The following is a 19,845-nucleotide window of genomic DNA, read 5'->3' on the forward strand; positions in this document are numbered from 1 at the left end:
TGAATCCGCTCTGCAATCGACAGGCTGCAGCGGATCGCCGGAAGGCTGGAAGCCTGAAGGCGTGACTTCTGCCCTTGAAGCGGCAGGCCGAAGTGGACCGCCGCCCAACCGGACGGCGATCCGCTTCAGCGGCTTGCCGCTGGCCTCAATCCAGCCGCGCCCCGGCAAATTCGACAATGTCGCGCCACCGCAGCAGCTCGGACTCGATGAAGCGGCGGAAGCGCTCCTCCGACACGCCGAGCATCCGGCCGGAGTCGGTGCGCTCGGCCCAGCGTATCGTCTCCGGCTGGGCGAGGACCTCGGCGGTCACCGTTGCCAGGGTGGCGCTGATCGCGGGCGGGACGCCGGCCGGCAGGAACAGGCCGGACCAGACGTCCAGCTCCGCCTCGGCGAAGCCGGCCTCGGCCACGGTCGGCGTCTCGGGCAGCAGCGACAGCCGCTGCTTGCCGGTGACCGCCAGTGGCCGCAGCCGCCCGTCCTTGATCAGCGGCCCGCTGGTCACGGCATAGTCGAACATCAGGTCGAGGCGCCCGGCCACCACATCGCTCAGTGCCGCGGGTGTGCCACGATAGGGCACATGGACGATGTCGATGCCGGACACTTTCTGGAACAGCGCCCCGGCCAGATGCACGCCGGTGCCGACGCCGCCGGAGCCGAAATTCAGCTTGCCTGGATTGGCCCGGGCGAAGGCGGCGACATCGGCCAGATTGCGGAAGGGGCTGCTGGCGCCGACCACGGCAATGTTGTTGTCGGCGAACAGGGCATGGATGGGGGTGAAATCCTTCAGCGCATCATAAGGCAGGTTGCGGTACAGGGCGGGGTTCGAGCCATGCGTGCCCATGGTGCCGAACAGCAGCGTGTAGCCGTCCGGCCGGGCGCGGGCGACCGCTTCGGCGCCGATGTTGCCGCCAGCACCGGGGCGGTTCTCGATGACGACCGGCTGGCCCAGCCGCTCGGCGAGGCGCTGCGCCATGAAGCGTGCATTGCTGTCGGGCAGGCCACCGGGAACGAAAGGGACCACGATGGTGATCGGGCGGGCCGGCCAGGCCTGTGCCCGGGCCGATGCGATTGCGAGTGCCGATGCGGGTGCCAGTGCAACCGCTGCGCCAAGCAGCCCTCGCCTGGATCGTCTCATCTACCCGTCCTCCTCCCGGCAAATTTCGCCGGCTTGCTTGCGTGGCGCCTTTCCGGCGCGGCAGCGGGTCCTCGACCGTGGTGCCCACGGGATACTGCCGTGCCTCGGCGCCAGCCCCAAGCCCATGCCGGGGCAGGCCGGAAGGAAAGTCCGCGGTATCAGCTCTGGACCATCGCGCAGCCGCCCTCCGAGAGGGGCCGGAACGCCTGGTCGGCGGGGATGGTGCGCAGCCGGCGATAGTAGTCCCAGGGCCCGCGGCTCTCGGCCGGCGCCTTCACCTGGTACAGATAGGCGGGGTGGATCTTCCGCCCATCCGCGCGCACCATGCCGCGGCCGAACAGCGGGTCGTCCGTCGGCATCTCCTTCATCCGCCGGATCGCCGCCGCGCCATCCGCCTTGGCCGCGGCCACGCCCATGCTGGCGGCGGCCTTCAGGTAGTGCAGCGTGGCCGAATAGCCGCCGGCGTGGATGTGGGTCGGCATGATGCCGCGGTAGAGCGGCTGGAAGCGCCTGGCGAAGGCGCGGCTGCCGTCATCCTGGTCCCAATAGAAGGTGTCGGTCGCCACCAGGCCCTGCGCGGCGTTCAGGCCGATGGAATGAACCTCCGGCAGCAGGATCAGGATTGCGGCGATGCGCACGCCGCTGCGCTGCAGGCCGAATTCGGCCGCCTGCTTCACGCAATTGGCGATGTCCGCGCCGCCATTGGCAAGGCCCAGCACCTTTGCCCCGCTCGCCCGCGCCTGCACGATCTGGGCGGAGAAATCGGTGGTGGCGGGGAAGGGATAGCGCGCGGCGCCGAGCACCTTGCCGCCGGCGGCGCGGACGAAAGTAGCGGCGTCGCGTTCGGTGGAGTGGCCGAAGGCATAATCGGCGGTGATGAAGAACCAGCTGTCGCCGCCCTCGGCGACCAGCGCCGTCGCGGTGGCATGCGCCTGCGACCAGGTGTCGTAGACCCAGTGCAGGTGGTTCGGCCCGCAGGCCCGGCCCGTGAGGTCGGAGGAGGCGGCGCCGGTGAAGATCGCCACCTTGTTCTTCTCCCGCGCCAGGTTGGCGACGGCGAGCGCGATGGCGGAGTTCGGCACGTCCAGGATCACGTCCACATCTTCCCGGTCGTACCAGCCGCGGGCGGCGTTGAGCCCGACCTCGGCGCGGTTCTGGAAATCGATGATCTGGACCTCGGCGCGGATGCCGGGATTGTCGCGGGTGAAATCCTCGATGGCGAGCCGGGCGGCGACGGCGGAGCCCTGGCCGGTGTTGTCGGAATAGGGGCCGGAGACATCGGTAAGCACGCCGATGCGGATCGTTGGGCGCTGACCCCGGGCACAGCGTGGCGCAACTGCGGTGGCAAGAGGCGCGGCGGCGGTGGCCGTGAGCAGGCTGCGCCGGGTGGCGCGGTCAGCGAGTGCCGTCATGGGCGTGTCTTCCTGATTGCGGCAGCGGGTCGTTCGGGTGCCCGACCGGTGCGGCACGCTAGACCTGATCGCGGCGCCGGACCAAGCATTCGCTGGGCCCGACCGGATGCGATCGTGGCGTGGAGGCCCGGATGCCCGAGCCCGCCGTGGTCCCTGACCCGGCGAACCGATTGCGCCACCCGGATGACTTCGCCCGGACCAGGGCCTGGGTTAGGCTTCCCTGTGCAACGGCGCCGCCGCCGGGGAGGACCATCATGACCGCATGCCGCATCGCCCGCTGGGCGCTATTGCTCGCCCTTGGCCTGGCGCCGGGCCTTGCCCAGGCCCAGGCGGCCTGGCCGGCGGAGCGCCCGGTGCGCCTCATCATCGCCTGGCCGCCCGGCGGCACCACGGATTTCGTCACCCGGCTCTATGCTCGCAAGCTCGGCGAATCGTTCGGCCAGTCCTTCGTGGTGGAGAACCGGCCGGGCGGTGGCGGCAGCATCGCCTGGCGGCTGGTCGCCGGGGCCCGGCCGGATGGCTACACCCTGCTGCTCAGCGAGAATTCCCTGGCCACCGCGCCGCCGCTGATGCCCGACCTCGGCCTTGATGTCCGGGCGGATTTCACCCCGATCGCGCTGCTGGTGGACTACCCCTCGGTCATCGCCGTGCCCGGCGCGCTGCCGGCGCGCAGCCTGCCGGAGCTGGTGGCAATGGCGCAGCGCGATCCGGGCGCGCTGAATTTCGGCTCCATGGGCAATGGCTCCTCGCTGCATCTCTATGCCGAGACCCTGCTGGATGCGGCCGGGGCCCGAATGACGCATGTGCCCTACCGCGGCGCCGGCCCAGCCTTTACCGACCTGGTCGCCGGGCGGATCCAGATGCTGCTGGCGGCGCCGCCGACGGTGCTCGGCGCGGTACGGGCGGGCACGGTGCGGGTGGTGGCCATCGGCACCGCCGGCGGCCGTGTGTCGGCGCTGCCGGAGGTGCCGACGGCGAAGGAGGCAGGTGTCGATTTCACCCTCTCCTACTGGTACGGGCTGTTCGGTCCGAAGGGGCTGGACCTGGCGCTGGTGGGGCGGATGCTGGCTTCGGTGCGCAAGGCCCACGCCGACCCCGAGGTGCAGGCCCGCTTCGCCGAGCAGGGCGGCGTGCCGAGCGGCGAGGACGGCGCGGCGCTCGGCCGGCTGCTGGCAACCGACCTTGAGCGCTGGACGGCGCTGGTGCAGGCCAAGGGGATCACGCCCTAGCCCGGTGCAGGCCTGACCGTGGCCAGGCGGCACCGGGCCAGGCTTTGTTGAGCCGGCGTTCACGCCTGGGTGTTTCCACCCAGGGCGATCGCGGGCCAGGGTCGCCAGCCCGGAGACTCCGCGCCCGGGATTGACGCAAGGGGGTCCGCGCCCCTATACGCTCCGCCTTCCGGTGGCCGGGTCTGTGCCAGGGCCGCGCTTTCGCGCGCGCATGGTACAGCCTGTACGCCATTGGCCCTATCCCGCCGGGGCTGCGCCGCCCCCGGTTCGCAGTCCTGGCGCGACCAGTTGAGGCCGCAGATGACCTTCGCAGTGATCCGCACCGGCGGAAAGCAGTACCGGGTGACACCGAACGCCGTCCTGACGGTGGAACGGCTTGAGGCCGAGCCCGGTGCCACCATCACCTTCCACGACGTGCTCGCCCTCGGCAACGAGGCTGGGCTGACCGTCGGTGCCCCGACCGTGCCCGGCGCGAGCGTGACCGCAACCGTCGTCGAGCAGAACCGTGGCCAGAAGATCATCATCTTCAAGAAGCGCCGCCGGAAGAACAGCCGCCGCAAGGCCGGTCACCGCCAGCACCAGACGGTGCTGCGCATCGGCGACATCGCTTCGGCATAAGGAAGCAGGACCATGGCACACAAGAAGGCGGGCGGCTCGTCCCGCAACGGGCGCGACAGCGCCGGCAAGCGCCTTGGCGTGAAGCTGTTCGGCGGCCAGGTCGTGCGCGCCGGCAACATCATCGTCACCCAGCGCGGCACCAAGATGCGCCCCGGGAGCAATGTCTCGGTCGGCCGCACCCACTCGCTGCATGCGATGGTCGACGGGCATGTGAAGTTCGAGCGCAAGGCTGAGGATCGCGTGCACGTCTCGGTCGTGCCGCTGGTGCAGGCGGCCGAGTAGACCAACCGCGGGGGCTCCCCCTTGCAGGAATGTTGAGCGCGGGGGCCACAGGGCCCCCGTTTGCGTTTCAGGAACCAGTCTTGGGGTGCAGGGGGCTCGCCCCTGGCCCATCGGACCGGCAGGATTGGTGTGGCAGCTGGCCGCACGACGGAAGAGAAGATGAAATTCCTCGATGAAGCCAAGGTCTGGGTAAAGGCCGGCGATGGTGGCGATGGCGTCATCGCCTTCCGGCGGGAGCGCTTCGTCGAGTATGGCGGCCCGGACGGCGGCAATGGCGGCAAGGGCGGCGACATCATCGTCCAGGCGGTGGATGGGCTGAACACCCTGATCGACTACCGCTACGCGCAGCATTTCAAGGCCCGCAAGGGCGGCAACGGCGCCGGCCAGGACCGCACCGGCGCTGGCTCCGAGGATGTGGTGCTGAAGGTGCCGGTCGGCACCCAGATCTTCGCCGAGGACAAGGAAACCCTGCTGGCTGACCTGGATGTGGTGGGCAAGCGGGTGGTGATCGCCCTCGGCGGCGACGGCGGCTTCGGCAATGCCCATTACAAGACCAGCACCAACCGCGCTCCGCGCCGCGCCGACAAGGGCTGGCCGGGCGAGGAGCGCTGGCTCTGGCTGCGCCTCAAGCTCATCGCCGATGCCGGGCTGGTGGGGCTGCCGAATGCCGGGAAGTCCACCTTCCTCGCCGCCGTCAGCGCGGCGCGGCCGAAGATCGCCGACTACCCCTTCACCACCCTGCATCCGCAGCTCGGCGTGGTGCGGCTGAATGCCTCGGAAGAGTTCGTCCTCGCCGATATCCCCGGGCTGATCGAGGGTGCGCATGAGGGCGCCGGACTCGGCGACCGCTTCCTCGGCCATGTCGAGCGCTGCGCCGTGCTGCTGCATCTGGTGGACGGCAGCCAGCCCGACCCCGCCGGCGCCTGGCGCACGGTGCGGGAAGAACTGATCGGCTACGGCAACGGCTTGGCCGAGAAGCCCGAGGTGCTGGCGCTGAACAAGGTGGATGCGATGACGCCGCAGGCCCGCAGCAGCCGGGTGAAGGCGCTGGAGCGCGCCTCCGGCGCCAAGGTGCACCTCATCTCCGGCGCCACAGGTGAAGGCGTGCCGGAGTTGCTGCGGGTGCTGAAATCGGCGATCCCGGTGCGGGAGACCACCTGAGCCTTCCGGAAAAGGCGCTGCCTCTACCGCCAGGGGCGAACGCCCTCCTGGACCGGCCAGAGCTTAAAGGCTGCGTTCGGCCTTCGTCGCCGTCAGGTCGTCCTCGATGAAGGCCTGGACGATTTCCTCCAGCGATTCCTGTTCCGAGAAGCCTAGCAGCTTGCGGGCCCGCTCGGCGGTGAAGCTGCCCGGCCAGCTGCCGACGATGGCCTCGATCGCCGGATCGGGCGCCGGCTTCACCAGCCGTCGCGCCGCCGGTCCGGCCACCGTCTCCAGCGCGCTCAGCATCTTGCCCACGGTGGCGCTGCGGCCGGGCGGGCTGATGCCGCGGTCGAGGCCGAGCGACGCCGTATTCATCGCCATGGCATGCAGGAACCACTCCACCGCCCGGCGCGGCGAGCAGATCCAGACAGCGAATTCCTCAGGCACCGGCAGCGGCGTCTCCAGCCCCAGCAGCGGCTCGCGCAATATGGCGGAGACGAAGGAGGAGGCGGCCTTGTTCGGCCGGCCGGGACGGATGATGACGGTGGGCAGCCGTAGGCTCACCGCATCCAGGAAGCCCTTGCGACTGGCATCCTGCAGCAGCAGCTCGCCGATCGCCTTCTGCGCGCCGTAGCTGTTGCCGGGAAGCTGGCGCGCATCATCCTCCAGCCTTGCGTCCTGGCCGCCGCCGAAGCTGGCGACGGAGGAGGTGAAGACCACCCGCGGGGCTTTCGGGAGAGCGCGGCAGGCCGCCAGCACCGCCAGCGTGCCCTGTAGGTTCACCCGCATCCCGAGGTCGAAATCCGCCTCCGCCTGGGCCGAGACCACCGCCGCCAGATGCACCACGACATCGGTGCCGGGCGGGATGGCGGCCGCCACCTGCGCCGGATCGGCCACATCGCCGCCGAGGGCCCTGACCGGGAAGGGGGCATTCGGCCGCGCCGGCGCCTGCAGGTCGAACAGGGTGAGGCCGGTGATGGGCCTTCCGTCCAGCGCAGCATCCGTCGCCAGCCGCCGCGCCAGCTTCTGCCCGAGGAAGCCGCCACCGCCCAGGATCGTGATCTGCATGGCTCTCGTTCTCCCGCGCCCGCTCCCGAAGCCTGGTTTGGCGAAGAGCCGGGCGCCGCGCAATACTAGGGCCGCATGACCATACCCCGTCGCCCCTTCCGCCTGATGCTCAACCGCCACCACGGCACTCCCGGCGTCGTGGTGCTGCCCGAGGCCGGCTTCCGCCGGGCGCAGGAGGAGATCGCCTCCTGGCCCGGCTACGCCCCGACCCCGCTGCTGCCGCTGCCCGAGGTGGCGCAAGCGGCGCGAGTGGCTGCGGTGCACTGGAAGGACGAGGGCGGGCGCTTCGGCCTCGGCAGCTTCAAGGCGCTCGGCGGCGCCTATGCGGTGATGAAGCTGCTGCAGGCGGAGCTGGCGAAGCGCGGCGTGGCCAATGCGGCCACTGCCGCGGAGCTGGCGGAGGGCAAGCACAAGTCTGCGACACAGGCCATCACCGTCACCTGCGCCACCGATGGCAACCATGGCCGCAGCGTCGCCTGGGGCGCGCAGCGCTTCGGCGCCCGCTGCGTGATCTTCGTGCATGAGGCGGTCAGCCAGGGCCGCCGCGACGCCATCGCCGCCTATGGCGCCGAGATCCGCGTGGTGCCCGGCACCTATGACGACGCCGTGCGCGCGGCGCAGAAGACCGCGGAGAAGGACGGCTGGTTCGTCGTCTCCGACACCTCCTACCCCGGCTACACCGAGGTGCCGCGCGACGTGATGCAGGGTTACCGGCTGATGGCCGAGGAGGCCGCCGAGGCGCTGCCCGAGCCGCCGACCCATGTCTTCGTCCAGGGCGGCGTCGGCGGCGTGGCGGCGGCGGTCTCGGCGCAGATGCGGGCGCGCTACGGCGCCAGGGTGCCCCGCCTCATCGTCGTGGAGCCGGACCGGGCGGCCTGCCTGCTGGCCAGCGCCGAGGCCGGCGAGCTGACCGCCATCGAGGGTGAGCTGGACACGCTGATGGCCGGCCTTGCCTGCGGTGAGCCCTCCCTGCTGGCCTGGCAGGAGCTGGAGCGAAGCGCCTTCGCCTTCATCTCCCTGCCGGATGCGGCGGCGGTGGATTGCATGAAGCTGCTGGCGCGGCGGCAGCCCAGGGTGGTGGCCGGCGAAAGCGCGGTGGCGGGGCTGGCGGCGCTGCTGCTGGCGGCGCGCGACCCCTTCGGCCGCACCGCCCTCGGCCTTGAGGAGGGCAGCCGGGTGCTGCTGTTCGGCACCGAGGGCGCCACCGATCCGGCATTGTATGCCAAGCTGGTGGAAGGCACGTAGCATCGGCTTGCGCGGGGGCGGCCGCTTCATCAAGCTGTCTCTGAACCGTAACCCTGCCGCAAAGCCCGGCGGCTACTGCGCCGCCCACCAACAACGCAACGGGAGATTGCGCCATCATGCAGCGCCGCAGCCTCATCGCCGGAACCGCCGCGCTCAGCCTGGCCGCGCCCAGCCTGGCCCGAGCCCAGGCCCGCACCGAGATCCAGTACTGGTACGGCCTCGCCGGCCCGCTCGGGGAGCGGGTGGCGGAGCAGGTCAAGCGATTCAACGACAGCCAGGACCGCTACACCGTCGTCGGCAGCTTCAAGGGCAGCTACATCGACACCATGACCGGTGCCATCGCCGCCTGGCGCGCCGGCAACCCGCCGCACATCGCCCAGGTCTTCGAGGTGGGCACGGCGACGATGATGGCCGCCGGCCCGGCCATCCGCCCGGTGCATGCGCTGCTGGCCGATGCCGGCGTCGAGCTGGATCCGAAGCGCTACATCGCCGGTGTCCGCGGCTACTACAGCGACACCCAGGGGCGGCTGATCTCGATGCCGTACAACTCCTCCTCGGCGATCATGTGGCTGAACCTCGATGCCTTCCAGAAGGCCGGGCTCTCCACCACCGAGCTGCCGAAGACCTGGGCGCAGGTCCGCGCCGCCGCCGAGAAGATCAAGGCGGCGAATGCCGCGCCGGTCGCCATCACCACCGCCTGGCCGACCTGGGTGATGTTCGAGCAGATGGCGGCGATCCACGACGTGCCCTTCTCCACCCGGGCCAATGGCTTCGAGGGGATGAACACCGAGCTGCAGCTCACCGCGCCCTTCTTCCGCAAGCACATGGAATTCCTGCTGGGGCTGCAGAAGGACGGGTTGTTCCGCTATGGCGGGCGCGACAACGCCGCCGATGCCATCTTCCCGACCGGCGAGGTTGCCATCAGCTTCAACTCCGCCGGCAACCGAGCGCGGGTGGAGCGCGAGGCGCGCTTCAAGTGGATCTCCGTGCCGCTGCCCTACCATGACGACGTGATCCAGAGCCCGAAGAACGGCGTCATCGGCGGCGCCAGCCTTTGGGCGCTCTCGGCCCGCAACCGGCCGGCGGCGGAGTACCGCGGGGTGGCGGAGTTCTTCCGCTTCATCAGCGAGGTGGACCAGGATCTCTGGTGGCACAAATCGACCGGCTACGTCCCGATCACCATCGCCGCCTACGAGAAGGCGAAGACCGAGGGCTTCTACGTCCAGAACCCCGGCGCCGATGCCGCGGTGGTCCAGCTTTCCCGCGCCGAGCCGACGCCGAACAGCATGGGCTTCCGGCTCGGCAATTTCGTCGAGGTCCGGAACGTCATCCAGGAGGAGCTGGAGAAGGCGCTGCAGGGCCAGCAGGGCGCCACGGCGGCGCTGGAGGCCGCGCAGCGGCGCGGCAATGTGGCGCTGCGGAATTTCGAACGGGCGAACCGAAGCTAGGCACCGGCCGCAAGCCCGGGGAGGGCTCTGCCCTCCCTGGAACCCAGGAGTTCACGCTTGGAACGGAAGACCGTCTTCAGGGGCATGACGCTTCCGGCGCTGCTGCTGCTGCCGCAGCTCGCCATCACCATCGTCTTCTTCTTCTGGCCGGCCGGGCAGGCCGTGTGGTTCGCCTTCCTGCGGCAGGATGCCTTCGGCATCCGCACCAGCTTCGTCGGCTTCGAGAATTTCGCGGATCTGCTGGCCGATCCGCTGTATCTGGAAACCGCCTGGAACACGCTGGTCTTCTCGGTCAGCGTCTCGGCGCTCTCGCTCTCGGCAGGGCTGCTGCTCGCGGTGCTGGCCGATAAGCAGATCCGCGGTGCCGGCGCCTACCGCACCCTGCTGATCTGGCCCTATGCCATCGCCCCCGCGGTCGCCGCGGTGTTGTGGATCTTCCTGTTCCACCCGCAGGTCGGCCTGATCGGCCGGGCACTGAACGCCGCCGGGCTCGATTGGGACTATCGCCTCAATGGCGGCCAGGCGATGCTGATGGTGATCCTCGCCTCCGCCTGGAAGCAGGTCTCCTACAACTTCATCTTCTTCCTGGCCGGGCTGCAGAGCATTCCGAAATCGGTACTGGAGGCGGCGGCGATCGACGGTGCGCGGCCGGTCCGGCGGTTCTGGACCATCGTCTTCCCGCTGCTGTCGCCGACCACCTTCTTCCTGCTGGTGGTCAACCTGGTCTATGCCTTCTTCGACACCTTCGGCATCATCGACGCGCTGACCAAGGGCGGCCCGGCGAAATCGACCGAGACGCTGATCTACCGCGCCTACATCGATGGCCGGGTGAACCTCGACCTCGGCTCCTCCTCGGCGCAATCGGTGATCCTGATGCTGGTCGTCATCGCCCTGACCGCCATCCAATTCCGCTTCATCGAACGCCGTGTCCACTACTGAAGCCCCTGTCGCCGCCGTCCCGGGCGTGACCGCGGGCCGAAGCGCGGCCGAGGCGCCGCGCGTGGCGCCGCGCCGCGCGTGGCTCACCCATGTCCTGCTGATCCTCGGCGTCATCGCCTTCGCCCTGCCGATCTGGATCGTGCTGATCGGCTCGACCCATGACGCGGCGACCATCGGCCGCGGCGAGGTGCCGCTGCTGCCCGGCGGCCATGCGCTGGAGAATTACCGCACCGCCTGGGGCGCCGGCGCCGCGGCCACCGCCGGCATCGGCGTCGGCAGCATGCTGTGGAACAGCATGCTGATGGCGGTGCTGGTGGCGGTGGGGAAGATCACCATCTCCTTCGCCTCGGCCTATGCGGTGGTGTTCTTCCGCTTTCCCGGGCGGATGCTGGCGTTCTGGTCGATCTTCATCACCCTGATGCTGCCGGTGGAGGTGCGGATCTTCCCCACCTTCAAGGTGGTCTCCGACCTCGGCTTGGTGAACACCTATGCCGGCCTCATCATCCCGCTGATCGCCTCGGCCACCGCGACGCTGCTGTTCCGGCAATTCTTCATGACCATCCCGGATGAGTTCGTCGAGGCGGCGAAGATGGACGGTGCCGGGCCGCTGCGCTTCCTCTGGGATGTCGTGCTGCCGCTGTCGCGCACCAACATGGCGGCGCTGTTCGTCATCCTGTTCGTCTATGGCTGGAACCAGTATCTCTGGCCGCTGCTGGTCACCACCACGGCCGATGTCGAGACGGTGGTGATCGGCATGGTGAAGATGATCGGCTCCGAGGCGAATACCGAGTGGCACATCGTCATGGCCACCTGCGTGTTGTCGCTGCTGCCGCCGGTCGCGGTCGTGGTGCTGATGCAGCGATGGTTCGTCAAGGGCTTGACGGAGACCGAGAAGTAATGGCCACGCTCGAAGTCTCCGGGATCCGCAAATCCTTCGGCCCCACCCATGTGCTGCACGGCATCGACCTCGCCGTGGAGGATGGCGAGATGATCGTCATCGTCGGCGCCTCCGGCTGCGGCAAGTCGACCCTGCTGCGGATCGTCGCCGGCCTGGAGACGCCGAGCGCCGGCAGCATCCGCATCGCCGGGCGGGAGGTGACGGCGCTGGAACCCTCCGAGCGCGACATCGCCATGGTGTTCCAGAATTACGCGCTCTACCCGCATATGAGCGTGGCGCAGAACATGGGCTACGGCCTGCGCATCCGCGGCCTGCCGCGGCCCGAGGTGGCGCGGCGGGTGCGGGAGGCGGCGGCGCTGCTGGGGATCGAGGCGCTGCTCGAGCGCCGGCCGAAGCAACTCTCCGGCGGCCAGCGCCAGCGCGTGGCGATGGGCCGCGCCATCGTCCGCGAGCCGAAGCTCTTCCTGTTCGACGAGCCGCTGTCCAACCTCGACGCCAAGCTCCGGGTGCAGATGCGGGCCGAGATCCGCCGGCTGCAGCAGCGCCTCGGCGTCACCTCGCTCTTCGTCACCCATGACCAGGTGGAGGCGATGACCCTCGGCGACCGGCTGGTGGTGATGCACCAGGGCCATGCGGCCCAGGTGGCGACGCCGATGGAGATCTGGGCGAAGCCGGCCGATACCTACGTCGCCGGCTTCATCGGCAGCCCGGCGATGAACTTCCTTGAGGGCAGATTGGCCGAGGGCGGCGCCGCCGTGGAGCTGCGCGCCGGCCCGGTGATCCGCTTCGCCGACGGTCCACGGCCGGGGCCTGATGGGCTGCCGCTGATCATCGGCATAAGGCCGGAGCATGTCATCCTGGCGGCGGATGGCCTTGCCCTGGCGCTCGACCTGGTGGAGCCGCTGGGCTCGGAGACGGTGCTGCACGGCAGCCTCGCCGATGGCGAGGCCCTGGTGGTGAAGCTTGCCGGCATGGCACCGCAGGACCGGACGCTGTGGGTCGCGTTGCCGCCGGAGATGCTGCATGTCTTCGGCCGCGAGGATGGACGGCGGATCGAACCCTTGCGGGCCGGTTGACCGCGGCGGCGGTGGCCAGCACTCTCGGGAACATGTCCCGGGAGACCGCAATGCATCGCCGCAGCCTGCTTGCCATCGGCGCCACCGCTCTGGCCTGCCCCGCCATCGCACAAGGCACCTGGCCGAACCAGCCCGTCCGGCTGATCGTGCCGTTCGCCGCCGGCGGCCCGACCGATATTCCTGCCCGGCTCTTCGCCGATGAACTTTCGAAGATCCTGCCGCAGCGCGTGATTGTGGAGAATCGCACCGGCGCCGGCGTGGTGGTCGGCAGCGAGGTCGTCGCCAAGGCGCCGAAGGATGGCTACACGCTGCTCTACAACACCATCGCCCATTCGGTGTTGCGGCCGCTGTTCCCGCGCCTGCCCTTCGACCCGGTGGCGGATTTCACACCCATCGCGCTGCTCGGCGTCATCCCCATGGTGCTGCTGGTGAACAAGGACCTGCCGGCGCAGGACCTGCCCGGGCTGGTGAAGCTGCTGCGCGACAACCCCGGCAAGTACGACTACGGCAGCAGCGGCAACGGCGGTGCGGTGCATCTGGCGACCGAGTTGTTCCTGAAGCGCGCCGGCAACCTCAAGATGACGCATGTGCCCTATCGCGGCTCGGTCGCCGCCATGCCGGACCTGCTCTCCGGCCGCCTGGCGATGTTCATGGACGTCGCCGCCAGCGGCCTCGCCTATGCCCAGCGTGGCGACGCAAGGGCGCTCGGCATCTCCGCCGACCGCCGTATCGCCCAGGCGCCCGATGTGCCGACCTTCGCCGAGGGCGGCGTGGCGAATGCGGAAAGCTACACCTGGCACATGGTGCTGGCGCCTTCCGGCATGCCGGACGCGGTGGTGGAGGCGGTGAACGCCGCGTTCAACCGCGTGGCGGAGCAGGAGAATGTGCAGCGCCGCCTCACCGATCTGACGATGATGGTGCGCAGCGACACCACCCCGGCGCAGGCGGCGAAATGGCTGAGCGACGAGATCGCCAAGTGGAGCACCATCATCCAGGACGCCGGCATCCGCATCGACTGAGACTGAACCCAGGCCCACAACGGCGTTGCGCCAGACGATAACGTCTGGCGCAGCCGTGATCTCCACGCGATGGCTGCTGTGACCCTGGTTACAGCACGCCGCCCCGGCTCCCTGCCATCCTCCCACGGCTTGCCACCGGCGCAGTCCGCCGGGCGGGGGCGATTTGAGCCATGGGAGAGCGCAATGGAAGGACGTCATGGGATGCTGCCGCGGGGGCTGGAGGAGGCCGTCCGGCGGGAGCAGGAGTTCGGCCGTTTCGGCCAGATGTTCCCGAAGCTGCCGGCGCTCGAGGTGGATGACGACAAGCTGCGGCAGCTTGCCGCGACCATGCTCGACGACAACACCTCGGCCGACAACCTGAACGTGCCCGCCGGCTACACCTATCTCGGCCAGTTCATCGACCACGACATCACCTTCGACACCTCGGCAATCGGCGAGGCGGTGAACGACCCGCGCGGGCTGCTGAACTTCCGTACCCCACGGCTCGACCTCGACAGCGTCTATGGTGGCGGGCCGGGCGCCATGCCGCATCTCTACGACCGGCGCGACGGCCGCAAGCTCCTCATCGGCCGCTGTGGCCCCGGTGGCGGTGGCGATCCCGGGGTGAAAGCCGGGCTGCCGAACGACCTGCCGCGCACGCGGGAGGGCCTCGCCGTCATCGCCGATCCGCGCAACGACGAGAACCTGCTGGTGGCGCAGACCCATCTAGCGATCATGAAATTCCACAACAAGGTGGTCGACCTGCTGGACGCCGAGGCCAAGGTGCCTGCCGGCCAGCGCTTCGAGGAGGCCCGGCGGCTGGTGCGCTGGCATTACCAGCACATCGTGCTGTTCGACTTCCTCGACCGCCTCATCGACATGAACGAGTTGCAGGACGTGCTCACCAAGGGGCGGAAATTCTACCGCTTCGAGGAGCAGAGCGAGTACCACGAACCCTACATGCCGGTGGAGTTCTCCGTCGCCGCCTACCGGCTCGGCCATTCCATGGTGCGGGAGGACTACAGCCACAACCGCGCCTTCAATCCGGGACCCGGCGGCGGCCCTGCCACCTTCCCCTTCCTGTTCAACTTCACCGGCAAGTCGGGCGGCATCGTCGGCGACCTGGTACCGCCGCAGGGCGACCGGGCGGCGGCGCAGGCGCTGCAGCAGGCGCTGCGGGTGCCGAGCCTGCAGATCCCGAACGGCGGCCCGCTGATCCCGCCGATCTTCGTCCCCTCGCTGCCCGGCGACTGGCCGATCGACTGGCACCGCTTCTACGAACTCGGCGAGCCGAAGGCGCCACCGCCCCAGGCCAAGCCGGCGCAGAACAACTTCCACCTGAACCACGCCCGGCTGCTCGACCCCTATCTGGTGCCGGCGCTGCACAAGCTGCCGCGTGAGGCGCAGTCGTCCGACAGCCTGCCCTTCCTCAACCTGAAGCGCGGGGTGAAGATGAAGCTGCCGAGCGGGCAGGCGGTGGCGAAGGCGATGCACATCGCACCGCTCTCGGCCAGCGAGATCGAGGGCAGCGGGCCGGATGGCGCCAAGGCGGCGCAACTCGGCCTGCATCGCGACACGCCGCTCTGGTACTACATCCTGAAGGAGGCGCAGCTGAAGGGGAACCAGGGCAATCGCCTCGGCCCGGTCGGCAGCCGCATCCTGGCGGAAGTCTTCGTCGGCTTCCTCGACGGCGACGCCGAGAGCTTCCGCCGCAAGGACCCCAAGTGGACGCCGACGCTACCGGCAGCGCAGGCCGGCAGCTTCACCATGCCGGATCTTCTGCGCCTGGTCGGTGACCTCGACCCGATCAACGAGGCCAGCAGCTTCGCCTGAGCCGAGGGGCCGTCGGTGGAGACCGCCGGCGGCCCTGGGCCGCCTCACCCTTTCGCACCCAGCCGTGGCTGCAGGACGGCGACGGCCGCCTCGGCAGGGGAGACGGTCATCAGCCGGTTGCCCTGCCATTGCAGCAGGAAGGGCCGGGCGCGCTGGTTCTGGCCCTTCTCGTCGAAGCGGGCACCCCAGCCGGTGGCGGTGGTGCCTTCCGCCACATCCGTCGCCAGCACCGCGGCGCGCAGCTTGTCCTTGTCGGTGCCGCCGGCGCGGTGCAGCGCATCGAAGCCGATCTGTGCGCCGACGTAATTCGCCAGCGAGTGGCCGGACCGCGGCTCGCTGCCGTAGCGCCGCTGGTACAGCTCGGCAAAGGCGGCGGCACCCGGGGCGGCGCGCTCGTTCACCGCGAAAGGGGTGAAATCGACATTCATCGTGCCGTCGAAATCCGGGCCGATGGCGCGGGCGGTGTCGGTCAGGCTGTAGCCGGCGCCAGCGCCGATCACCATGCGTGGCCACCAGCCGGCCTCCCGCAGGCCGCGGTAGAACAGCACGATGTCGTTCTGGTAGCCGGTGTGCAGCACCACATCGGCGCCGAGCCCGTGCAGCCGCTGGATCATCGCCGACAGGTCGATGCTGCGCGCGCCATAGGCCAGCTTCTCCACCAGGTTCAGGCCACGCGCCTTGATCTGCACCTCCTGGAAGCCGCCGACGCTCTGCCCGTACAGCCCGTCCTCATGCAGGATGGCGAGCTTCAGCGTCTCCGGCCTGAGGCTTGCCCGCGCCTCCGGCGCCAGGCCGAGGATCGGGCAGAGCGCGTCGGGGATGGCGTTCACGCTTTCCCGCGCGAAATCGCTGGCGCGCGGGCAGGTGCGAAAGACGTAGCGGAAGCCGCGGTCGGTGATCGGGTCGGCGATCGCACCCAGCTCGAAATACGGAATGCCGGCCAACTCGGCCGCCTGGGTGGCGGCGAAGGCGAGCGGCGAGGCATAGGTGCCGAAGACCGCGGCGACGCGGGCCTCGCCGATCAGCCGGCGCACCTCGGCCAGCGCCTGGGCCTGGTCCATCGCGTCGCCCTTCACCAGCCGGACGGGGCGGCCGAGCAGCCCGCCGGCGGCGTTGCGCTCCTCCGCCGCCAACTCCAGGCCGCGGAAGCTTTCGTCACCCAGCAGGGTGAAGCTGCCGGTAAAGGGAAACAGCGCGCCGAGCCGCAGTTCATTCGCTGGGGCAGTCGGCTGCTGCGCGGTGGCGGGGCGCGCCCGGAGGAAGGGGGCGGCCAAAGCGGCGAGGCTGCCCAGCAGCGGGCGGCGGGCTGTGCCGGTCATGGCGCGGTTCCGGTGGCAAGGCGTGCGCGATACTCCCCGCGCCGGCCCGCGCTGGCAACCCCGCGCTTGACGGAAGTGGCGCCCGCGCGGAAACCTCCGCGCCCGCCTGGGGAGGGAATGCGCCATGCCGACGCTGCCAGAGACCATGATCCTCATCGACCACGGCAAGGGCGGCGCGCCCGAGGTGCTGGTGCCGCAGCGCGGCCCGCTGCCGCAGCCGAAGCCGGATGAGGTGCTGATCCGCGTGCTCGCCACCGGCGTCAATCGCCCGGATGTCGCGCAGCGCAAGGGCGAGTATCCGCCGCCGCCCGGTGCCAGCTCGGTCATCGGCCTCGAGACCGCGGGCGAGGTGGTCGCGGTGGGGCCGGAAGCGGGGGCCTGGAAGGTTGGCGACAAGGTCTGCGCGCTGACCAACGGCGGCGCCTATGCCGAGTATTGCACCGCGCCCGCGGCGCAATGCCTGCCTTGGCCGAAAGGGTTCGACGCGATCCGCGCCGCGGCGCTGCCGGAGACCTTCTTCACCGTCTGGGCCAACCTGTTCGGCCACGGACGGCTGGCGGCGGGCGAAACCGTGCTGGTCCATGGCGGCACCTCCGGCATCGGCGTCACCGCGATCCAGCTGGCCAAGGCCTTCGGCGCGACGGTGATCGCGACTGCCGGCAGCGCCGCGAAATGCGAGGCGATGCGCGGCCTCGGCGCGGATGTGGCGATCGACTACCGGACCCAGGATTTCGTCGCGGAGGTGAAGCGCGCCACCGACGGCAGGCTGGCCGATGTCGTGCTCGACATGGTCGGCGCCGACTACTTCAACCGCAACCTGCGTTGCCTCGGGATGGATGGGCGGCTGGTGATCATCGCCTTCCTCGGCGGGTTCGAGGTGGCGAAGGCGGATCTGCGGCCGGTGATGACGCGGCGGCTCACCGTCACCGGCAGCACCATGCGGCCGCGCACCACGGCGCAGAAGGGCGCCATCGCCGCGGCGCTGCGCGAGAAGGTCTGGCCGCTGCTGGAGGCCGGGCGCTGCGCCCCGCCGATCTACCAGGTGTTCCCGCTGGACCAGGCGGCGGCGGCGCATGCGCTGATGGAAAGCAGCCAGCACATCGGCAAGATCATGCTGAAGGTGGCGGAGTGATCGCACCGGGCCGTGCGGGCGTGACGCGGCCGTATTCACTTGCCTGAACCGGGCCGGCTGCGCGACGGCCTGCATTATCTCGCCATCTCGGTGGTGCTGTTCGGCGGTATCTGGCCGGTGACCAAGGCGGCGCTGGCACATGCCACGCCGCTGTGGTTCGCCTTCAATCGTGCCGCCATGGCGGGCTCCGTCGTCACCCTGCTGCTGGCGGCGATGCGGCGGCTGCGCCAGCCGGCGCGGGAGGATTGGCCCAGCATCATCGCCCTTGGCACCCTGCAGCTCGGCGGCTTCTTCGCCCTGGCGCATCTGGCGCTGGACTACATCCCGGCCGGGCGCACCGCGATCCTCGCCAATGTGACGATCTTCTGGCTGATCCCGCTCTCGGTCTGGCTGCTGGGGGAACGGGTCGCTGCGCTGCAATGGCTGGCGACGCTGGTCGGGCTGGCCGGGGTGGTGGTGCTGATGCAGCCCTGGGCGATGGCGGGGGCCGATGCCACGGCGCTGCTGCCCGGCTACGCCATGCTGCTGCTGGCCAGCCTGTTCTGGAGCCTGGCAATCCTCGTCACCCGCCGCTTCCCGCCGCGCCGGCCGGTGCTCGACCTGCTGCCCTGGAGCTTCGGCCTGGGCGCGGCGATATTGCTGCCGCTGGCGCTGTGGCGGGAGCCGGCCGGCGGCATCGGCTGGGAGTCCTGGCCGCATGCGGCCTTCGTCGGCGCCGTCGCCGCGCCGCTCGGTACCTGGGCGACGATCGAGACCGGGCGCCGGCTGTCCGGCCTCATGGCCTCGGTGGGGTTCCTGCTGGTGCCGACGCTTGGCGTGGCGATCTCGACCCTTTGGCTGGGCGAGGCGTTGGGCTGGGACGTGCTGGCGGGCGGCGGGCTGATCGGCCTCAGCTTAGTGCTGGCGGCGCTGGGGCAGGCGAGGCGGCGATGACGATGTTGCATCGGGTGGAACTGGGGGAGGGGCCGCCGGTCGTGCTGCTGCACGGGCTGTTCGGCAGCGCGCAGAACTGGGGCAGCATCCAGAAGCGGCTGGCGGCGCATCATCGGGTGCTGGCGCTCGACCTGCCGAGCCATGGCGCCTCGGCGCATGACAAGGCAATGGACTACCCGCGCATGGCGGCGGCGGTGGCCGGGGCCATGGCGGGGCCGATGGCGGTGCTCGGCCACTCCATGGGGGGCAAGGTGGCGATGATGCTGGCGCTAGGCCGGCCGGAGCTGGTGACGCGGCTGGTGGTCGCCGATATCGCCCCGGTCACCTACCCGCCGACGTTGCGCGGCTATGTCGAGGCGATGCGGGCGGTGCCGATGCACCCTGGCCTGACCCGGCGGGAGGCCGATGCGGCGCTGGCCGGGGCGGTACCGGAGGCCGGCGTCCGCGCCTTCCTGCTGCACAACCTGCGGTTGGGCGAGGGTGCCCCGTCCTGGCGCCTCGGGCTGGAGGAGATCGCCGCCGCCATGCCGCTGCTGGAGGGCTTCCCCGAGGTGGCGGCCCGCTACGACGGCCCGGTGCTGGTGCTGGCCGGAGAGCGCTCCAACTACATCCGCCCGGCCTATCACGCGCGCATCCGGGCGCTGTTCCCCCGGGTGGAATTCGCCATCGTGCCCGGCACCGGCCACTGGGTGCATGCCGAGAACCCCGCGGGGTTCTTGGCATTGGTGGAACCCTTCCTGGCCGCGGGTTGACCAGGCGTCACGCGGGCCGGACAGGACCCGCGTGAAGCACCTTCTCCGGCCTCAGCCGACGCCGAGCAGCTCGACGTCGAAGACCAGCGTCGCATTCGGCGGGATCACGCCGCCGGCGCCGCGCGCCCCGTAGCCAAGCTCCGGCGGGATCACCAGGGTGCGGTGGCCGCCCACCTTCATGCCTTGCACGCCCTGGTCCCAGCCGGCGATCACATGGCCGGCGCCGAGCTGGAAGCGGAAAGGCTCGCCGCGGTCGCGCGAGCTGTCGAACTTGCGGCCCTTGTTGTCGGTGGCGGCGGCGTCGAACAGCCAGCCGGTGTAATGGACCTCGACATTCTGGCCGGCGGTCGCGGTCTCGCCGGTGCCGATGGTGCGGTCGGTCATG

General features: G+C 70.2%; 19 protein-coding genes. 14 read left to right on the forward strand and 5 right to left on the reverse strand.

What is annotated here, in order from left to right:
• Positions 1–145 precede the first annotated feature (145 nt).
• Both H7965_RS11790 and H7965_RS11795 read right to left on the reverse strand, forming a co-directional pair.
• A complete protein-coding gene (locus tag H7965_RS11790; RefSeq protein ID WP_186770774.1) occupies positions 146–1,135 on the reverse strand; it encodes a Bug family tripartite tricarboxylate transporter substrate binding protein in 990 nt (329 codons plus the stop codon).
• 158 nt (positions 1,136–1,293) lie between these two features.
• On the reverse strand, positions 1,294–2,547 hold the full coding sequence (locus H7965_RS11795) for an ABC transporter substrate-binding protein (protein ID WP_186770775.1): 1,254 nt from the start codon (positions 2,545–2,547) through the stop codon (positions 1,294–1,296).
• A gap of 254 nt (positions 2,548–2,801) precedes the next feature.
• On the opposite strand from H7965_RS11795, the gene H7965_RS11800 reads away from it, so the two are divergent.
• From H7965_RS11800 to obgE, 4 genes are all read left to right on the forward strand, one after another.
• Positions 2,802–3,776 (forward strand): Bug family tripartite tricarboxylate transporter substrate binding protein, encoded by a 975-nt coding sequence (locus H7965_RS11800; RefSeq protein ID WP_186770776.1) that lies wholly within the window; start codon positions 2,802–2,804, stop codon positions 3,774–3,776.
• Positions 3,777–4,076: 300 nt separating this feature from the next.
• Complete coding sequence (gene rplU / locus H7965_RS11805; RefSeq protein ID WP_186770777.1) at positions 4,077–4,394, forward strand: 50S ribosomal protein L21; 318 nt, start codon at positions 4,077–4,079, stop codon at positions 4,392–4,394.
• Between the two features lie 12 nt (positions 4,395–4,406).
• On the forward strand, positions 4,407–4,676 hold the full coding sequence (gene rpmA, locus H7965_RS11810) for a 50S ribosomal protein L27 (RefSeq protein WP_186770778.1): 270 nt from the start codon (positions 4,407–4,409) through the stop codon (positions 4,674–4,676).
• A gap of 159 nt (positions 4,677–4,835) precedes the next feature.
• Positions 4,836–5,837 (forward strand): GTPase ObgE, encoded by a 1,002-nt coding sequence (gene obgE, locus H7965_RS11815; protein ID WP_186770779.1) that lies wholly within the window; start codon positions 4,836–4,838, stop codon positions 5,835–5,837.
• Between the two features lie 63 nt (positions 5,838–5,900).
• On the opposite strand, the gene denD is transcribed toward obgE, so the two are convergent.
• Complete coding sequence (gene denD / locus H7965_RS11820) at positions 5,901–6,887, reverse strand: D-erythronate dehydrogenase (protein ID WP_186770780.1); 987 nt, start codon at positions 6,885–6,887, stop codon at positions 5,901–5,903.
• Positions 6,888–6,962: 75 nt separating this feature from the next.
• On the opposite strand from denD, the gene H7965_RS11825 reads away from it, so the two are divergent.
• The 7 genes from H7965_RS11825 (at position 6,963) to H7965_RS11855 (ending at position 15,324) form a co-directional block, all read left to right on the forward strand.
• Positions 6,963–8,132 (forward strand): diaminopropionate ammonia-lyase, encoded by a 1,170-nt coding sequence (locus H7965_RS11825; RefSeq protein ID WP_186770781.1) that lies wholly within the window; start codon positions 6,963–6,965, stop codon positions 8,130–8,132.
• A gap of 116 nt (positions 8,133–8,248) precedes the next feature.
• Positions 8,249–9,580, forward strand: coding sequence for a sn-glycerol-3-phosphate ABC transporter substrate-binding protein UgpB (ugpB, locus tag H7965_RS11830; RefSeq protein ID WP_186770782.1), 1,332 nt, complete (start codon positions 8,249–8,251; stop codon positions 9,578–9,580).
• 57 nt (positions 9,581–9,637) lie between these two features.
• Complete coding sequence (gene ugpA, locus H7965_RS11835) at positions 9,638–10,519, forward strand: sn-glycerol-3-phosphate ABC transporter permease UgpA (protein ID WP_186770783.1); 882 nt, start codon at positions 9,638–9,640, stop codon at positions 10,517–10,519.
• Between the two features lie 61 nt (positions 10,520–10,580).
• Positions 10,581–11,417 carry a sn-glycerol-3-phosphate ABC transporter permease UgpE gene (ugpE, locus tag H7965_RS11840; RefSeq protein WP_186770784.1) on the forward strand — a complete coding sequence of 279 codons (837 nt, stop codon included), beginning with the start codon at positions 10,581–10,583 and terminating at the stop codon, positions 11,415–11,417.
• Complete coding sequence (locus H7965_RS11845; protein WP_186770785.1) at positions 11,417–12,493, forward strand: ABC transporter ATP-binding protein; 1,077 nt, start codon at positions 11,417–11,419, stop codon at positions 12,491–12,493. The genes ugpE and H7965_RS11845 overlap by 1 nt, the downstream gene beginning before the upstream one ends.
• 50 nt (positions 12,494–12,543) lie before the next feature.
• Positions 12,544–13,512 carry a Bug family tripartite tricarboxylate transporter substrate binding protein gene (locus H7965_RS11850; protein WP_186770786.1) on the forward strand — a complete coding sequence of 323 codons (969 nt, stop codon included), beginning with the start codon at positions 12,544–12,546 and terminating at the stop codon, positions 13,510–13,512.
• A 183-nt stretch (positions 13,513–13,695) separates the two neighbouring features.
• A complete protein-coding gene (locus tag H7965_RS11855; protein WP_186770787.1) occupies positions 13,696–15,324 on the forward strand; it encodes a peroxidase family protein in 1,629 nt (542 codons plus the stop codon).
• Positions 15,325–15,368: 44 nt separating this feature from the next.
• On the opposite strand, the gene H7965_RS11860 is transcribed toward H7965_RS11855, so the two are convergent.
• Positions 15,369–16,643 (reverse strand): ABC transporter substrate-binding protein, encoded by a 1,275-nt coding sequence (locus H7965_RS11860; protein ID WP_186770788.1) that lies wholly within the window; start codon positions 16,641–16,643, stop codon positions 15,369–15,371.
• A gap of 124 nt (positions 16,644–16,767) precedes the next feature.
• Here H7965_RS11860 and H7965_RS11865 point away from each other — a divergent pair, with 124 nt between their 5' ends.
• Genes H7965_RS11865 through H7965_RS11875 form a run of 3 tightly spaced genes read left to right on the forward strand, consistent with a single transcriptional unit; the run spans position 16,768 to position 19,460 of the window.
• Positions 16,768–17,775, forward strand: a complete 1,008-nt coding sequence (locus H7965_RS11865) for an NAD(P)H-quinone oxidoreductase (RefSeq protein WP_186770789.1) — start codon at positions 16,768–16,770, stop codon at positions 17,773–17,775.
• A gap of 39 nt (positions 17,776–17,814) precedes the next feature.
• Positions 17,815–18,708, forward strand: coding sequence for a DMT family transporter (locus tag H7965_RS11870; protein ID WP_186770790.1), 894 nt, complete (start codon positions 17,815–17,817; stop codon positions 18,706–18,708).
• A complete protein-coding gene (locus H7965_RS11875; RefSeq protein ID WP_229682527.1) occupies positions 18,705–19,460 on the forward strand; it encodes an alpha/beta fold hydrolase in 756 nt (251 codons plus the stop codon). Before H7965_RS11870 ends, H7965_RS11875 begins: the two co-directional genes overlap by 4 nt.
• A gap of 51 nt (positions 19,461–19,511) precedes the next feature.
• Here the strand turns inward: H7965_RS11875 and H7965_RS11880 are convergent, their stop codons facing one another.
• A complete protein-coding gene (locus tag H7965_RS11880) occupies positions 19,512–19,844 on the reverse strand; it encodes an FKBP-type peptidyl-prolyl cis-trans isomerase (protein WP_186770791.1) in 333 nt (110 codons plus the stop codon).
• Between the last annotated feature and the right edge of the window lies 1 nt (position 19,845).

This window comes from Siccirubricoccus deserti, from assembly GCF_014283215.1.
GTDB lineage: Bacteria > Pseudomonadota > Alphaproteobacteria > Acetobacterales > Acetobacteraceae > Siccirubricoccus > Siccirubricoccus deserti.

Coding starts and splice junctions, on each gene's coding strand:
- H7965_RS11855 (WP_186770787.1), top strand. CDS start 13,696: ATGGAAGGACGTCATGGGATGCTGCCGCGGGGGCTGGAGGAGGCCGTC.
- H7965_RS11800 (WP_186770776.1), top strand. CDS start 2,802: ATGACCGCATGCCGCATCGCCCGCTGGGCGCTATTGCTCGCCCTTGGC.
- H7965_RS11845 (WP_186770785.1), top strand. CDS start 11,417: ATGGCCACGCTCGAAGTCTCCGGGATCCGCAAATCCTTCGGCCCCACC.
- H7965_RS11865 (WP_186770789.1), top strand. CDS start 16,768: ATGCCGACGCTGCCAGAGACCATGATCCTCATCGACCACGGCAAGGGC.
- rplU (WP_186770777.1), top strand. CDS start 4,077: ATGACCTTCGCAGTGATCCGCACCGGCGGAAAGCAGTACCGGGTGACA.
- rpmA (WP_186770778.1), top strand. CDS start 4,407: ATGGCACACAAGAAGGCGGGCGGCTCGTCCCGCAACGGGCGCGACAGC.
- H7965_RS11850 (WP_186770786.1), top strand. CDS start 12,544: ATGCATCGCCGCAGCCTGCTTGCCATCGGCGCCACCGCTCTGGCCTGC.
- H7965_RS11860 (WP_186770788.1), bottom strand. CDS start 16,643: ATGACCGGCACAGCCCGCCGCCCGCTGCTGGGCAGCCTCGCCGCTTTG.
- H7965_RS11880 (WP_186770791.1), bottom strand. CDS start 19,844: ATGACCGACCGCACCATCGGCACCGGCGAGACCGCGACCGCCGGCCAG.
- denD (WP_186770780.1), bottom strand. CDS start 6,887: ATGCAGATCACGATCCTGGGCGGTGGCGGCTTCCTCGGGCAGAAGCTG.
- H7965_RS11825 (WP_186770781.1), top strand. CDS start 6,963: ATGACCATACCCCGTCGCCCCTTCCGCCTGATGCTCAACCGCCACCAC.
- ugpB (WP_186770782.1), top strand. CDS start 8,249: ATGCAGCGCCGCAGCCTCATCGCCGGAACCGCCGCGCTCAGCCTGGCC.
- H7965_RS11795 (WP_186770775.1), bottom strand. CDS start 2,547: ATGACGGCACTCGCTGACCGCGCCACCCGGCGCAGCCTGCTCACGGCC.
- obgE (WP_186770779.1), top strand. CDS start 4,836: ATGAAATTCCTCGATGAAGCCAAGGTCTGGGTAAAGGCCGGCGATGGT.
- H7965_RS11875 (WP_229682527.1), top strand. CDS start 18,705: ATGACGATGTTGCATCGGGTGGAACTGGGGGAGGGGCCGCCGGTCGTG.
- H7965_RS11790 (WP_186770774.1), bottom strand. CDS start 1,135: ATGAGACGATCCAGGCGAGGGCTGCTTGGCGCAGCGGTTGCACTGGCA.